This window comes from Paenibacillus oryziterrae, from assembly GCF_042610485.1.
Taxonomy (GTDB): Bacteria; Bacillota; Bacilli; order Paenibacillales; family Paenibacillaceae; genus Paenibacillus_AQ.
Window position 1 is genome coordinate 22,261 of record NZ_JBGJZO010000034.1, and the last position, 14,518, is coordinate 36,778.

Genomic DNA, 14,518 nt, shown 5'->3' on the forward strand with positions numbered 1-14,518 from the left:
GCACAGTAGCAGGAGGTTCTTTTATTTATAATGACGTGACCATAAATCAAGTTTCACCCTGGGGAGAGGGATGAGCAATTGAATTTGGAAAAACGCGAAGTTATTTTAAGAGAAATTCAATATTGGAGAAGAAACAAGCTGCTGCCGGAGCAGTACTGTGATTTCCTGACCAATCTGTACGATGATGAAGCCACAGTTAAGGACAGCAATCCGGTATCGCTGAAGAATCTGCAGCAGGGGAACATCAAAGTCTGGTTGTTTGGTTTTGGGATAATTTCCTTGATTTTCTTGATTAGTCTTTATTTTAGCGTTTTCCCATGGGGTTTGCAACTGGCTACAGCCTTCTGTGTTCTGCTTGTCTGTTATGGTTATGCCGGTGTTCTTCGGGAGCGGCAGCGTGTAACCAGCTTGATGCTGGCGGGGATCGGAAGTGTGCTTACGCTAGGATTTGGAATGTGGATGATTACTCTTCATGATCTGGATCCGGTATTCTGGAAGCCGATTCTGGTAGCTTTCTGCGGATTGTTATGGTGTATACTCGGTTTTGTGCTGCGAATAGGCCTGCTGCAGTATTGCGGATTTGGATTCTGGGCACTTTTATATGCCGGATTTTTCCGCGAACTCCGGCCGGAAGCATCCGTGCTCGAATTAGAGCTGCTCTGGCTTCCGCTTTGTGTGCTGATGGTATGGCTTAGCTGGCTTCTGCACCACCGCGTTTCTGGTGTGGCAGCGGTTTATTTTGCCGTAGGAGTTACCTTATGGATTATGCCGGAGCTGGATACCCTTTTGCTGAGACCGGATTATCCTCAGTGGATTTCGCTTATACTTATATTGAAAATTGCAGCCGGACTGGCGCTGCTCTTTGTTTTTAGAAAAAAATGGATAACGTGGGTGTCGTCATGAATAATATTAAATTATCGAACAGACTTGGGCTTTTGCTGGAGAAAATTCCTCCGCAAAGCAGAATGGCCGATATCGGCTCAGATCATGCACTGCTGCCGATTGCTGCAGTCGAAAGCGGGAAAGCCGTGTTTGCCGTAGCAGGCGAAGTGAATCCCGGACCGTTTGACGCTGCCTCTAAGGCGGTTGCCGCAGCTGGTAAAGGGAAAGTGATTTCTGTGCGGCGCGGGGACGGAATGGAAGTGCTGGAGCCCGGGGAAGTGGATTGTGTAACCATTGCGGGCATGGGTGGTTCGCTCATCGCCTCGATTCTGGAACGCGGGAAGGCTTTGGGCAAGCTTCAAGGCGTAAGCCTGCTGGCGCTGCAGCCGAATGTGGGCGAGGATAACCTGCGCCGCTGGCTGCTTGAGAATGGCTGGGTGCTTATCTCGGAGGATATTTTGGAGGAAGACGGTAAGATTTATGAGGTGCTTACCGCTGTACTGGAGACATCAGACAGCTCCGTAATGTCGAATGAAGAGTTATACAAACCGTTGTCCTTAAATAACGGAAAGATGGTATGCGGACGTGAGCTGCTGCTGCAGATGGGTCCGTGGCTGCTGAGAGCCCCAAATGAGGTATTCCACGCTAAATGGAACAGTGAGATCAGTAAGCTGGAGATGATCCTGGCTTCGTTATCCCGTTCAGAGCTGGAAGCGGCTGAAGAAAAACGCAAGGCGATCAAAGCCCGCATTCAGGAAATTACGGAGGTGCTGGAATGTTTGCCAAAGGACAAACTGTAATTCAATACATGGAGCAGTTGGCTCCAAAACATGTCGCTGAAGAAGGCGATAAGATCGGGCTTCAGCTCGGAACGCTCCAGAAAGAAATTACGGGCGTACTGGTTGCACTTGATGTGAACGATGCAGTCGCTGAAGAAGCAATTAAGCTCGGCTGCAATTTGATTATCGCGCATCATGCGATTATTTTCCGCCCGCTTGCCGGCATTCAGACGGATACACCTGCCGGCAGATTGTACGAGAAATTAATTAAAAACGATATCGCTGTCTATATCAGCCACACGAATCTCGATGTAACCGAAGGTGGAATGAATGACTGGATGGCGGAAGCTCTGGGGATCGAGAACGGTGCTCCGATCAAGGATATTCATACGGAGCAGCTGTTCAAGCTGGTAGTGTTCGTTCCTAAAACGCATCATGAGCAGGTGCTGAACGCGGTATTGAACGCAGGAGCCGGTCAGATCGGCAACTACAGCCATTGCAGCTTCAACATTGAAGGATATGGCACTTTTATTCCGCAGGAGGGCACTGAGCCGTTCATCGGTCAACAGGGAAAAATGGAACGCGCCGAAGAAATGCGGATCGAAACGATAGTTCCCATGGGCATCAAGGGTAAAGTGGTACAAGCCATGCTGAAGGCGCATCCGTATGAAGAGGTTGCTTATGATCTGTACTCTATGGATCTTAAGGGCCGGAGTTTTGGTCTGGGACGTGTGGGCAAGCTGAAGGAACCCGTAACTCTTGGTGAGTTCGTTGAGACTGTCAAAAGCGGCTTGAATGTAGACAAGGTCCGCGTCGTCGGAGATTTAAACCGTCCCATCCGCAAGGCAGCAGTACTTGGCGGTTCCGGCGGTAAATTCTACAGCAGTGCGATTTTCCGCGGTGCGGATGTCCTGGTTACCGGCGATATTGACTATCATACTGCGCAGGATGCATACCTGGCGGGCATTGCACTCATTGATCCGGGGCATAATGCGGAGAAGATCATGAAAGACAAGGTTAGAGAATGGATGGCCGGAAAGCTTGCTGAGAACAAGTATGATACCCGGGTGCATGCCTCACAGGTAAACACGGAGCCTTTTCTGTTCATGTAATAAAAGGAGTGCTTTCCTCCCATTAACACTTGTGCCGTTGCTGTGATGTCTGTATAATATACAATGTTGTTCGGAAAGTTTGACAGACAATCGCCGGCGGCGTGAGAGCGCTGCGGGAGGAAAGTCCGGGCTCCATAAGGCAGGGTGCTGGATAACGTCCAGTCGGCGCGAGCCGAAGGATAGTGCCACAGAAATGGACCGCCGATGGCTGCTCTTCACAGAGCAGCACAGGCAAGGATGGAACCGAGGTGTAAGAGACCCCGAGGAACGCTGGTGACTTCGTTCCTGGTAAACCCCATCTGGAGCAAGACCTAATGAGACGCAGCAGCTTCCTTTACCGGAAGAGGCAGCCTTCGCCTGAGGCGTGTCTAGGTTGGTCGCTGGAGCTGTGCAGTAATGTATGGCCTAGATAGATGATTGTCGCTTATGGTGGGAGGGTAGTTCCCGATTGAACCACAACGAGTACAGAACCCGGCTTACGGCAAACTTTCCTAACTGCAACAACTTGAAGCAATTTGATATGAACTACAGCGGCGTCAGCACGGTTATACCGGTGACGCCGCTTTTTTATGTTTCCATTCTGTAATAGCATCCTCAAGCCGCTGCACAGCTAGTGAGATAAGCTCCGGCGAAGTATGAGTGAAGTTGAGGCGCATCGTGTTCTGCTCCGGATGTGAAGGGAAGAATACTTCGCCCGGGACGAAAGCAACCCCTTTGGAAACCGCAAGCTTCAGAAGCTCAGCGGTATGAATGGAGTGATCGAGGGTCAGCCATAGAAACATTCCACCTTTGGGCTCAATGAAATGTGAACCCTCCCATCCTCGGGAAGTTAGTTCAGCCGATAACCCCAGCATCCGGGAATGGTATTCCTTTGTAATTAGAGAGATGTGCTGCTCCAGATCAAAATCCAGCAGCAGTTGATCCAGCGCCCGCTGATCGATAGCGCTGGAATGCAAATCAGCCGCCTGTTTGGCTTTGGTTAACGTCTGGATCACTTCGGACTCCGCGGCAACCCATCCGGTTCGCAGGGCGGGGGCGACGATCTTGGAGAAAGTGCCGGTGTAGATCACACACCCGCCTCCATAACTTCTGTCAATTGCTGCTAAAGTGGGCAGGAAAGAAGCGGAGCTACCCCGGTTAAATGAAATTTCACCGTAAGGGTCATCCTCTAGAATCAGCGTGCCATACTGTCGGCACAATTCCACGGTCCGGATGCGCCGTTCTTCGCTCCACGACGAGCCCCTTGGGTTACTGAATGTAGGTACTGCATATAACAGCTTCGGCTTGTATTTCTTCAGTTGGGCCTCCAAATGATCCGGAAGCATTCCATATTCGTCGGTTACCACGGAGTGGATCCCGGCGCGGTAGGATCCAAGCACCTGAAGGGCTGCCAGATAGGTAGGTGCTTCCACTAGCACCGCATCTCCGGGGTCAAGCAATATTTTACATATCAGATCAATGGCTTGCTGTGAGCCTGTGGTGAGCAGAATTTCGGAGGATGAAACCGGAATCTTCTTCAGCGATGACAATCTTGCAGCGATCTTGTCTCTCAGCGGTCCATAACCTTCTGTCACCCCGTACTGAAGCACGGATGCATTTGAAGAGAGGACTTTGGAGTAAGCATCGCGGACAGCCTCAAGCGGAAAGAGATCTTCAGCCGGTAAACCGCCCGCAAGTGAAATAATTTGGCTACCCTGGGTCAGCTTCAGGATTTCTCGTACTGCTGATGAACCCATATGCTTAGCTGCTATAGAATAATTAATACTCAACAAATACCACCCGCCTCATTTGAATTGATGGTATCATAGCGGCAGAGCTGTATAACAGTAAAGCACCGAATATAACAGTGAGGGGCTGTTCTGCCATGCATATTGAGTTGATCCGGGGCAGCCGCAAGAGCCTGCCACTGCAGATTAGCGAAGCTTTGGGATATCGTATTTCTTCCGGGCTACTTGAACCTGGCGCACGCTTGCCTTCTGTTCGGAAGCTGGCGGTGTCTCTGAAGGTTAGCCAGGTTACAATCAGCAAGGCCTATGCTGATCTGGAGCGGCGCGGAATGATTATCTGTGAGCAGGGTGCGGGTTGTTACGTTAAGAATTCGCCGCAGTTGAGAGAGGATACGACCCAAGGGTGGGCTAAAAATTATAATGATTACCTGCCGAGGGCACAGCTGTGGCGGAATTTTGATTATTCAGAAGTGGCCTATCCGTTTCATCTTGCAGCGATTCATGGAGACTTATTACCGCTTCGTCAGATTGGCGGAAGAATGGCCTCCCTTGTGACGGAGCATCCTGAATTGATGGCATCCTACGGGAATTTTCAGGGAGATAAGGAACTGAGGGAGGTTATGAGGGTACACCTGCTTGAACGGGGGATGACTCTCCCGCGTTCAAACCTGATGATCACCAGCGGATCCCAGCAGGGTATTGATCTGGTTGCAAGAACTTTTGTAGGCCCTGGAGATACGGTATATATGGAGTCTCCCAGTTATACAGGTGCAATCGATGTGTTCGCAGGACGCGGAGCGGAAATGATTGGTGTGCCTACGGACGAAGAAGGTATGAGGGTTGATGTTCTTACGAGGTTGTGCGATCAAAGGCCTCCGAAGCTGATCTATACAGTCCCGACTTTTCAGAATCCGAGTGGTGTCACCATGAGCATAAAAAGAAGACAGCGGCTGCTCGATCTTGCCCGCAGCTACCACTGTCTCATTGTTGAGGATGATCCATTCAGCGATCTGTATTTCCGGTCACCTCCACCGCCCTCCCTGAAGTCAATGGATTCCGGGGGCCATGTGGTCTATATGAAAAGCTTCAGCAAAGTGCTTGCCCCCGGCAGCCGGATTGCCTGTCTGGCAGCTGGAGATGATATCTTGTCCCGCCTGATTGCAGCCAAATCTGCAAGCGATCTTGGCAGCCCGCTTCTTACTCAGCAAGCTGTGCTTCCATTCATCCAAGGGAATTACAACGCTTACGCCTCACAGCTGCGCATCTTGCTGCGTAACCGTATGGAGAAAGCAATTACACTGTTGAATGAATATGCACCTGATGGTGTAAGCTGGAATATTCCGGAAGGTGGACTGAACCTGTGGGTGAAGCTGCCGCCCAATGCGGATATCCCTCTGCTTCATGCTTTGGCGAAAGAGAACAGTCTTTCTTTCCTGCCGGGTGATGTCTGTTATTCAGGTGACAGCCGATCCAGCCATATCCGGCTGTGCTATTCCCAAATGACGGAAGGAGAGATGGAGCAGGGTCTGAAATTGTTCCTTTCACTCCTAACTAAATTTCTCAAGTAAGCCGATTAAGGATTCGCCTTTTGACGAAGGTGATTCATCTGCTCGCTGACCTGCTGCGGCCACAACTGCAGAGGCACTCCGCTACCGCCGGCGGCATGCAGTGTTTTATAAATATCTACCTGGCCGTATCCGTAATATTTATCCTGCCCTGGAGTTCCAAGGTCAATGGCATTGTTCATCATCAGCTTCATAACCTCGGTGTTGGATAATTCCGGATTCACCGAACGGACCAGACCTGCTAGAGCAGCAACGTGCGGACTTGCCATTGAGGTACCGGACAGCGCGGCGTACTGATTGTCAGGATAGGTGCTGGCTATGCTTTCACCTGGCGCACTTACATCAATGTAATCACCATAGTTTGAAAAAGAAGCTCTTTCCCCAGCTGCATTGGTTGCGGCTACAGCCAGTACTTCAGGATAAGCAGCGGGATAACCCGGACGCTCTGTATTGTCATTCCCTGCTGCAGAGACTATCACGATGTCACGGTCGTAAGCATATTTGATGGCATCATGCAGAAACTGCGAATCCGCATAATTGCCAAGACTTAGATTGATCACCTTGGCACCGTTATCTGCCGCCCAAATGATTCCTTCCGCCACAGAATAGGTCGTACCTGCACCGGAATTGTCTAGTGCCTTAACCGGGAGGATCTTATTGTACCAACTGATACCGGCTACACCTTCGGAATTATTGACGACGGCACCGATAATTCCCGCGACATGTGTTCCATGACCTACATCATCATCAGGTGTAGAGCCGCTGGTTATGGCATTGTATCCGGCAAGCAGCTTGCCCTGGAGATCAGGATGACTGGCTTGAACTCCGGTATCGACGACGGCAACAATAACATCATTGTTGCCTTTCGACACACTCCAGCCCTTTTGGGTTTCGATCGCAGGCAGATTCCACTGGTAGGTAGAATAGAGCAGGTCGTTAGGAGAGATTGTACCCTCCTGATATTCGTTAACAACATCATTGGTTAAATACATATAGTGGGGCTCTGAATATTTGGGATGCCATTTGTTGGCGAAATAAGTTTTGAGCTGATTATAATCCATGGTGGACGAGCGGAAAATATAAGCATATCCCAGTTTGCGGGGCTTGCCGCAATGGATGTCCGCAGCAATGATTTTCAACTGTGTTGGAGCCAACTGGCCGTCCTGAAATCTGACGACAATCTCATTTTCGTAAAAATGGCTGGCGTTCTCATTGTCATGACCGGTCTTTACCGTGATATCTTTCAAGGTGTCAGCATGAACGGACTCCACCCGGAATTTGCCTTCTTTAGGGTAAGGAATCAGCCGCAGGTTCTTTAATTGATGCTGTGCGACCCGCCCCAGTACCTTCTGGCTGATCACGGCAATGACACCATTATGACCATCCCGGTCCCGCTGAGCCATAATATAATACTTCTCGTCTCCAACGGTAAATACCGGAGATTCATAGGATTGATGTCCTTTCAGGGCACTTTTGGCGCTTCGTAAATGTTTTTTCAGCTGTTTCTGCTCTTTCTCAGTGCCTTTGGGAATGGTGGATTTATAGGTCGAGGTTTCACCTGTATGAAAATCGATCCACACCAGCATGGCAATATGCCCATGCCCCTGCTGAAGCTTGTTAGCATACACTGAAACAGAACGGGGATCTGAATGTCCGTTGTCCGCGAGTAGGGTCTGCAAATGCCTGCTGACATCCACCCTGTTGAGGCGGTCTGTAGCATTCACATCTTGAACCAAAGCACTTTTTTTATTTATTTTCTCAGCCAGAGGCTTAAGCTGAGCAGGTGCCTGTGCTGTATGCTCGACAGTAGCCCGGGGGGCTAAGCTCAACACGGCAGCCGTGCATGCAGCGGTAAGCAAGCTGGCAAGCACTATATTTTTTCGGGACATATTTTCCGCTCCTCCATGGCACTGTAATACCCATAGATTGAGATGAGCACAGGATTTTTATGCAAAATCTAAGAAAGTTAATGTTTCAGATCTGCGTTTACCTTAGATTTCTCTAAGAACCGTATACCGTCCTTTCCAGGCTGGCGAAGCCGCTAAGTTTTGTTACCAGAAAAGGATACCGCCGTCCAGATTTTTATGCTAATATCAAAAAGTATAATGCGAGGAATAATAAGGGGGAACATCCGCCATGTCAGCAGCTAACGTGCATAAATTGTGTGAATCGTCCAGAGAAAAGCTGAAAAATGCTATCGAAAAAATGGAAGTATTCCTGAATCACTATGCGTTGCCGCAATTCGGAGTCGAACAAGATGAAGAGATGATTCATTTCTACCAGGGTTTTCTGTCGGATCTCCGTCATCTATTGGTCTTTTCCGAAATGTCCTATGAGAAACTTGGCGTAGCCCTTCGCCGTGCCACATTCGATGAAGCCTTTGCGCAAAAAGCGCTTTATAACGTATATCACTATGGAGTGAACAATTTCTTTTATCCAAAGAACGAAAGTTATTCTGAAGACGGACGTTATGCCTACACAGGCCAGGATGCTATCCGTTTCCGTAAGAAACCGATTCGTCCGGTCCGCGATATAATCCTTGAGATTACCAAGGTGTATGAAGAACTGCGCGATGATCTATCGTATTATGAGAGCGATTATTTGACAGAGCGCCGGATGCAGAACCAGCTTTAGGATTTGTAACTGGAAGCTGTTTGTTGGCATAAAGGATTCATCACACGGACATAATGTAGCCGAGGTGATATCCTATGTCCAATACTGCAAAACCATTCGTTAAATGCAGTGTAAGCAATTGTAATTATTGGGGCGAGCATAACGTATGTCAGGCTGATCAGATCATGATTGAAATCGACAAACATGCAGGAAGCCGCTTTAAAGAAGAATACGCCGAAGAAATGACTAATACCGACCATCGAGATCAAGCACCAACCTCCTCTTCAACCTGTTGTCTGACCTTCAAGCCTAAATCTTAGGAGGACGACCATGGACACAGACAAGAGGAGCAGGAATCCCGGATCTTCAGGACGAAGAAAAGTAATTCTGAAGCCGAAGCGGGTAGATTATCCGCGAATGGACCGTGAAAACCGTGAGGAGTACGCTGCAGAGATCAGTCCTGTTCAAATGCGCACCAATTCAAACATTGATAAGGCAGAAACTGCGGATGAAACTGGCGGCAAAACAATGGGTTACGTCGGATTAGCATTCGGTATTGGTTCTCTATTCATGTGGTCCATTATTCTTGGACCGGTTGCAGCGGTATTGGGGTATTTTGCATATAGTCGGGGTCAAAAAACAACCGGTGCCTGGGCAATGGGTCTCGGTATTGTATCTGCCCTCAGCTATTTTGTAATGATTCCCTTCGCGCGTTAATCTGAAACAGGCTTCAGGACCTAAAATTACGGGTCTGAAGTCTGTTTTTGTGCCCGGAGATATAGCTTTAATCCGCGATAGAATGTAAGATGAAGATATATTTCAAATCTAAAATATGCGATTAATATATAAATCAATAAGGAAGAAGGAATTCTCGAGCATGGAGATCAATTCAGCATCAGCCGGCGGGCCAGGCCAGTTGAAATGGGTAAATTTGAAAAGCACCTCGAATGGAAACGGTTCTGTGGGCGATAATGACATATCGGGTTCGGGGAGTGCCACTTTTGCAACCATGCTTCAGGAAATGAAAGTACGGGGAGAAGAGAAGGTTCCGGATCCCTCGGAGCTGCCAGCTGGAGTTTCATACAGCGACGGATTACTCTGGCAACATCTTTCGAATGCAATTGGAAGTACGGATGGGAACATTTCCGGGGAAATAACAGCTGCCGGTGAAATATGGACAGGAAGCACGGGAGAGACCAAGCCTACGGATTATGAGGATTTGATTCAGCAGGCGAGCAGTAAATATGGTATTCCGGTTGATTTGATTAAAGCGGTGATTGACACGGAATCTTCCTTTAACCCAAATGTAGTTTCTTCTGCCGGAGCCAAAGGGTTAATGCAGTTGATGGACGGAACGGCTAGAGGGCTAGGAGTGTCCGATCCATTTGATCCTGCGCAAAGTATTGATGGCGGTGTCCGTTATTTATCCTATCAACTGAAGAGATTCGACGGCCAGGAGAAAATGGCTTTAGCCGCCTATAATGCGGGGCCGGGAAGAGTCTCCAAGCTCGGTGTAAGCAACGATGCGGAGCTGATGGCCCAGCTTGAAAGGCTGCCGGAGGAAACACAGGCATACATCTCTAAAATTGAACGCGCCCGCGCTAAATACGCGGTATAATATAAAGGATCAAACGGGACAATGAAGCTGATGCCTTATGCATGCTAGCGGTCCGTTTGATCCTTTTTGAGCATTTTAAGAAGAATAGGGTTTTATTTGCGCCAAAGGAGAAGTTCAAGATATGATTTATTGGGATTACGCCGCCGCTGCTCCTCCATATGAACAAGTCGTGCAGACGATGGAACAAATTATGAAGATTCATTATGCCAATCCTTCATCACTGCACCGGTTGGGAACAGATGCGGGCAGACTTATTGCCAGGGCACGCGAGGTTTGCGCATCGGCACTTGGCACAGGGACGGATGAGATCATATTCACATCTGGGGCTACAGAAAGTAACAATCTGGCGATTAAGGGCGCAGTTATGCAGTATTCCGGAAGAGGTCGCCATATTATCACTACAGAGCTGGAGCATCCTTCAGTATATGAGAGCTGTCTGCAGTTACAGAAGTTGGGCTGGGATATTACTTTTATTGCTCCAGACAGTACGGGGGTAGTGGATCCTGCGTTGCTTGGTCAGGCAATCCGCAAGGATACGGTTCTCGTCAGTGTGATGCAGGTGAATAACGAAATTGGAACCATACAACCGATTCGCGAGATTGCCCGTATCATCAAGACCCACAATTCACGTACCTTGCTGCACGTAGACGGAGTTCAGGGTTTTGGGACAATAGCGACTTCACCTGCAGAACTTGGTGCGGATCTATACAGCTTGTCTGCCCATAAAATTCGTGGTCCCCGCGGGGTTGGGTTACTATATGTTAGACGAGGAGTTTCGTTGTTTCCTTTGTTCTCAGGGGGTTCTCATGAGAACGGAGTACGCGCGGGCACGGAAAATGTAGCCGCCATTGTTGCCGCAGCCAAAGCGGTACGAATGAGCAGCGAGCGTAGAACCGATTACATTGCCCGTATTCTGCCACTGAGGGACAGGCTGCTCCATTTTTTACACGGAATTCCTGAACTAAGAGTTAACAGCAGGGAGGATGGGGCTCCGCACATTGTTCATTTCTCGTATCCGGGAATGAAGGGTGAGGTGATGGCACGCAAGCTGGAGGAACTCGGGATGGTTGTATCCACCCGTTCGGCCTGCTCGTCCAAATCCTCGGATCCTAGCCGCGTGCTGCTGGCCATGGGACTGGGTCTTCCTGTGGCAGATGGAGGTATCCGTATCAGCTTTGGAGATGCACACACGATGGATGATGTTACAGCTTTAGAACAGGCAATAACTAATGCGGTTCAAGCGTTAAAGGTAGCCGAAGGAGGCATAAAGAAATAATGAAATCAATGGAATCTGTTGTACAAACTGCTGAAAGCAGTATGGATTACGCCGATATGCTACTGTTGCGTTTCGGAGAATTTATGTTAAAGGGCAGAAACCGCAGCCGTTTTGAGAAAACAGTACTGCGGCATGTCAAAACCATGCTTATCCCTTATCCGAAAGTCACTCTAACCAAGGAATTCGGACGGATTTATATAGAGCTTAATGGTGAGCCAGCCGAACATTTAGTGGCTGCTCTCAAAAATGTATTCGGCATCGCATCCATCAGTCCGGTCAAGGTGGCCAAGTCCGAACTGGAGGATATTATTAATGTCAGCGCCCATTATTTAAAGGTGCTTGCCCCTGAGGCAGGAACTACCTTCAAAGTGAATGTTAGACGAGTGTGGAAAGAGTTCCCCTACGGGTCGATTGAATCCAACAGACTGGTAGCCACACCGCTGCTTCAAGGCTACTCTGGTCTCATTGTGGATGTGAATGCACCGCAACTTGAACTACGGGTGGAAATCCGCGAGGAGCATACCTATATATTCTGCGATAGCATTACCGGTGTAGGCGGATTTCCGCTAGGTACCAATGGGAAAGCCATGCTGCTGCTATCCGGCGGGATCGACAGTCCGGTGGCCGGCTGGTCTTCGATGCGCCGTGGTCTCGAAATCGAGTGTGTTCATTTTTACAGTTATCCTTATACAAGTGAGCTTGCCCGCCAGAAGGTAATTGATCTAACCCGGGTACTCTCCCGCTATGCAGGCAGTATTAAACTTCATCTTGTTCCGTTCACGGAAGTTCAAACGTCTTTCACAGGGATTGGGCAAGATAATCTGATTATCACGTTAATGCGCCGGGCCATGCTTAGAATCACCTCAACCTTAGCTGAACGGGAAAAGGCACTCGCCATTGTTACTGGAGATAACCTGGGTCAAGTAGCAAGCCAGACACTATCAAGCATGAATGTGATTGGGCGGGCTACTGAGCTTCCCTTACTCCGCCCCTTGATTATGATGGACAAAAGTGAAATTATCGATATTTCCAAGCAGATCGGAACCTATGACTTATCTATACTTCCTTATGAAGATTGTTGCACTCTGTTTGTGCCGAAATCGCCGACAACGAATCCTAACCAGAGAATAGTGGAAAAGATTGAAGCGACCCTGCCCCATTATTCCGAGCTGCTGGCCGCTGCCGTCGCTTCAACCGAGACGCTCGAAATTACGCCGTACGGTAAAGAACTTCCGGAGTCGCAAGCAGAGACAGACAGCAGAATTAAGGAAGAGTGGTTCTAAACTGATGTTCTCAATGATATAAGGCAGGTTATGTTGTAATATCTGCCTTTGCTAAATCTTGATGTCCTTTCCGCCTTCTCCAATATCCTGAGGCGAGAATGCCGGAAATAACCAACACAGAGAACAGATATCGAAGAAATAGATGGTTTTCAAAAAAGGTCCCAAGCCCGTTCTCTTCGGCAATCATACTGGAAGCAGTAAAACCGAGAACTGCGGAGCCCAGATAAATGATCCAAGGATACTTGTTAATCAGCTTAATAAATAGGGTGCTACCCCAGACAACTATCGGTACACTGATCAGTAGTCCCAGTATAACGAGCACGATATTATGTTTTGCCGCTCCGGCAACCGCAATGACATTGTCGAGGCCCATTGCAGCGTCTGCGATGATGATTGTCCATATGGCAGACCAGAGATTCCCGCCTGCCTGAATGTCCCCGTGATTGCTTTCGTCTGTCAGGAGCTTGTAGGCAATGACAATAAGCAGCAGTCCGCCAAGCAGCAGCAGCCAGGGAATCTCAAGCAGCCAGACTACCAGCACGGTAGCGATTATACGCAGTATCACTGCACCGGCCGTCCCCATAAGGACGGCTTTTTTCTGCAAACCGGGCTGTAGGTTGCGTGCGGCCAGACCGATTACAATCGCATTGTCCCCGGCGAGGAATAAATCAAGAAACACAATATTGAGCAGCGCTAAAATAAATTCCCAGAATGATGGATTCAAATGGGTCAACTCCTGAATTGGAGAAAAATGGGCTTAGTTTGATATACGCCAAAACTTGCCCGGACATTACTTCCACTTACAAAAATAAGCCGGACAAGAAGCATAGCTTGTCGCTCTTGGACATACATGTAGTTACATGTAGTTCAGGGAGGTTATGGACCTATGGATTCGATGATGCTGCTTGCGGAAATATTAATGGTCAATCTCGTGCTGAGCGGGGATAATGCCATGGTCATTGCTCTTGCCAGTAAAAACCTTCCGGAGAAGCACCGGAAGACAGCCGTATGGTGGGGAGCGGCAGGTGCTGTTATTTTGCGCTGCTTGCTTACCTTTGCGGCTGTATTGTTGCTGCAAATCCCTTATATTCAGGCAGCAGGAGGCCTACTGCTGCTGTGGATTTCCTTTAAGCTGCTGCTTGAGGAAGAAGAGGAGATGCGGGTTTCGGAGGGCGGGACCGTATGGAAAGCCATTCGCACGATTCTGGTGGCTGATTTCATCATGAGTTTGGACAATGTCCTGGCCATAGCCGGACTCGCGAAGGGGGATTTGGCCCTTATAGTTATCGGGATCGCTCTCAGTATTCCTATTGTGGTATGGGGAAGCAGTCTAATCGTCAGCTGGCTGCACCGGTTTCCGCTGCTGGTATTTATCGGGGCATATATACTGGCGTTTACCGCAGGGGATATGCTTCTGCAGGATGCTAAGCTGGGCGCGGCGCTTTCTATCCTGTTCCCGACACTGCATTCTATTTTGCCAATTGTACTTGGGGTTACCGTTGTAATCACCGGAGGGATTAAGCAGAGATTAAGAGCAATCAAATAATGCGGGATTTCAGAAAAAGGTGTTCTCCATCGTTGAAGTGCACCCCTTAGAATAGACATTGGAAAAACCCCTGGGTAAATCCGATGTAATTCCAAGGGGTGCATTTTTTATGCCAGC

At 48.8% G+C, this 14,518-nt stretch carries 14 protein-coding genes and 1 other RNA gene; 12 read left to right on the top strand and 3 right to left on the bottom strand.

The features are described 5' to 3' along the window. The first annotated feature begins 78 nt into the window (after nucleotides 1–78). From ACAN55_RS22295 to rnpB, 4 genes are all read left to right on the top strand, one after another. Nucleotides 79–903, top strand: a complete 825-nt coding sequence (locus ACAN55_RS22295; RefSeq protein ID WP_379138211.1) for a hypothetical protein — start codon at nucleotides 79–81, stop codon at nucleotides 901–903. Further along, the gene (locus ACAN55_RS22300; RefSeq protein WP_379138214.1) at nucleotides 900–1,682 is read left to right on the top strand and encodes a tRNA (adenine(22)-N(1))-methyltransferase; all 783 of its coding nucleotides are present in this window, start codon (nucleotides 900–902) and stop codon (nucleotides 1,680–1,682) included. The genes ACAN55_RS22295 and ACAN55_RS22300 overlap by 4 nt, the downstream gene beginning before the upstream one ends. Further along, nucleotides 1,658–2,773, top strand: coding sequence for a Nif3-like dinuclear metal center hexameric protein (locus tag ACAN55_RS22305; RefSeq protein ID WP_379138217.1), 1,116 nt, complete (start codon nucleotides 1,658–1,660; stop codon nucleotides 2,771–2,773). Before ACAN55_RS22300 ends, ACAN55_RS22305 begins: the two co-directional genes overlap by 25 nt. A gap of 74 nt (nucleotides 2,774–2,847) precedes the next feature. After that, an RNA gene (rnpB, locus tag ACAN55_RS22310) (RNase P RNA component class A) lies at nucleotides 2,848–3,267 on the top strand. Nucleotides 3,268–3,318: 51 nt separating this feature from the next. Here the strand turns inward: rnpB and ACAN55_RS22315 are convergent. Beyond that, on the bottom strand, nucleotides 3,319–4,542 hold the full coding sequence (locus ACAN55_RS22315; RefSeq protein ID WP_379138220.1) for an aminotransferase-like domain-containing protein: 1,224 nt from the start codon (nucleotides 4,540–4,542) through the stop codon (nucleotides 3,319–3,321). A gap of 95 nt (nucleotides 4,543–4,637) precedes the next feature. Between ACAN55_RS22315 and pdxR the strand changes: the two genes are divergently transcribed. Beyond that, nucleotides 4,638–6,068, top strand: coding sequence for a MocR-like pyridoxine biosynthesis transcription factor PdxR (pdxR, locus tag ACAN55_RS22320; protein WP_379138223.1), 1,431 nt, complete (start codon nucleotides 4,638–4,640; stop codon nucleotides 6,066–6,068). A gap of 5 nt (nucleotides 6,069–6,073) precedes the next feature. Here pdxR and ACAN55_RS22325 read toward each other — a convergent pair whose 3' ends face one another. Next, on the bottom strand, nucleotides 6,074–7,954 hold the full coding sequence (locus tag ACAN55_RS22325) for a S8 family peptidase (RefSeq protein ID WP_379138226.1): 1,881 nt from the start codon (nucleotides 7,952–7,954) through the stop codon (nucleotides 6,074–6,076). A gap of 247 nt (nucleotides 7,955–8,201) precedes the next feature. Between ACAN55_RS22325 and ACAN55_RS22330 the strand changes: the two genes are divergently transcribed. From ACAN55_RS22330 to thiI, 6 genes are all read left to right on the top strand, one after another. Then, nucleotides 8,202–8,699, top strand: coding sequence for a YpuI family protein (locus ACAN55_RS22330; RefSeq protein WP_379138229.1), 498 nt, complete (start codon nucleotides 8,202–8,204; stop codon nucleotides 8,697–8,699). A 74-nt stretch (nucleotides 8,700–8,773) separates the two neighbouring features. After that, nucleotides 8,774–8,998, top strand: a complete 225-nt coding sequence (locus ACAN55_RS22335) for a DUF1540 domain-containing protein (RefSeq protein ID WP_379138232.1) — start codon at nucleotides 8,774–8,776, stop codon at nucleotides 8,996–8,998. Between the two features lie 10 nt (nucleotides 8,999–9,008). Further along, nucleotides 9,009–9,395 carry a hypothetical protein gene (locus tag ACAN55_RS22340; RefSeq protein ID WP_379138235.1) on the top strand — a complete coding sequence of 129 codons (387 nt, stop codon included), beginning with the start codon at nucleotides 9,009–9,011 and terminating at the stop codon, nucleotides 9,393–9,395. Between the two features lie 160 nt (nucleotides 9,396–9,555). Beyond that, entirely contained in the window at nucleotides 9,556–10,296 is a 741-nt protein-coding gene (locus ACAN55_RS22345) for a transglycosylase SLT domain-containing protein (RefSeq protein ID WP_379138238.1), read from the top strand. Between the two features lie 121 nt (nucleotides 10,297–10,417). Then, complete coding sequence (locus ACAN55_RS22350) at nucleotides 10,418–11,572, top strand: cysteine desulfurase family protein (protein WP_379138242.1); 1,155 nt, start codon at nucleotides 10,418–10,420, stop codon at nucleotides 11,570–11,572. Next, nucleotides 11,572–12,855, top strand: coding sequence for a tRNA uracil 4-sulfurtransferase ThiI (thiI, locus tag ACAN55_RS22355; RefSeq protein ID WP_379138245.1), 1,284 nt, complete (start codon nucleotides 11,572–11,574; stop codon nucleotides 12,853–12,855). The genes ACAN55_RS22350 and thiI overlap by 1 nt, the downstream gene beginning before the upstream one ends. A gap of 28 nt (nucleotides 12,856–12,883) precedes the next feature. Here thiI and ACAN55_RS22360 read toward each other — a convergent pair whose 3' ends face one another. Next, a complete protein-coding gene (locus ACAN55_RS22360; RefSeq protein ID WP_379138247.1) occupies nucleotides 12,884–13,588 on the bottom strand; it encodes a TerC family protein in 705 nt (234 codons plus the stop codon). Nucleotides 13,589–13,741: 153 nt separating this feature from the next. Here ACAN55_RS22360 and ACAN55_RS22365 point away from each other — a divergent pair, with 153 nt between their 5' ends. Continuing rightward, nucleotides 13,742–14,401, top strand: a complete 660-nt coding sequence (locus ACAN55_RS22365; protein ID WP_379138250.1) for a TerC family protein — start codon at nucleotides 13,742–13,744, stop codon at nucleotides 14,399–14,401. Nucleotides 14,402–14,518 lie beyond the last annotated feature (117 nt).

Excerpts from the sequence above, each read along its gene's own strand:
- thiI (WP_379138245.1), top strand. The coding sequence starts at position 11,572 with ATGAAATCAATGGAATCTGTTGTACAAACTGCTGAAAGCAGTATGGAT.
- ACAN55_RS22330 (WP_379138229.1), top strand. The coding sequence starts at position 8,202 with ATGTCAGCAGCTAACGTGCATAAATTGTGTGAATCGTCCAGAGAAAAG.
- ACAN55_RS22365 (WP_379138250.1), top strand. The coding sequence starts at position 13,742 with ATGGATTCGATGATGCTGCTTGCGGAAATATTAATGGTCAATCTCGTG.
- ACAN55_RS22335 (WP_379138232.1), top strand. The coding sequence starts at position 8,774 with ATGTCCAATACTGCAAAACCATTCGTTAAATGCAGTGTAAGCAATTGT.
- ACAN55_RS22325 (WP_379138226.1), bottom strand. The coding sequence starts at position 7,954 with ATGTCCCGAAAAAATATAGTGCTTGCCAGCTTGCTTACCGCTGCATGC.
- pdxR (WP_379138223.1), top strand. The coding sequence starts at position 4,638 with ATGCATATTGAGTTGATCCGGGGCAGCCGCAAGAGCCTGCCACTGCAG.
- ACAN55_RS22345 (WP_379138238.1), top strand. The coding sequence starts at position 9,556 with ATGGAGATCAATTCAGCATCAGCCGGCGGGCCAGGCCAGTTGAAATGG.
- ACAN55_RS22300 (WP_379138214.1), top strand. The coding sequence starts at position 900 with ATGAATAATATTAAATTATCGAACAGACTTGGGCTTTTGCTGGAGAAA.
- ACAN55_RS22350 (WP_379138242.1), top strand. The coding sequence starts at position 10,418 with ATGATTTATTGGGATTACGCCGCCGCTGCTCCTCCATATGAACAAGTC.
- ACAN55_RS22305 (WP_379138217.1), top strand. The coding sequence starts at position 1,658 with ATGTTTGCCAAAGGACAAACTGTAATTCAATACATGGAGCAGTTGGCT.
- ACAN55_RS22340 (WP_379138235.1), top strand. The coding sequence starts at position 9,009 with ATGGACACAGACAAGAGGAGCAGGAATCCCGGATCTTCAGGACGAAGA.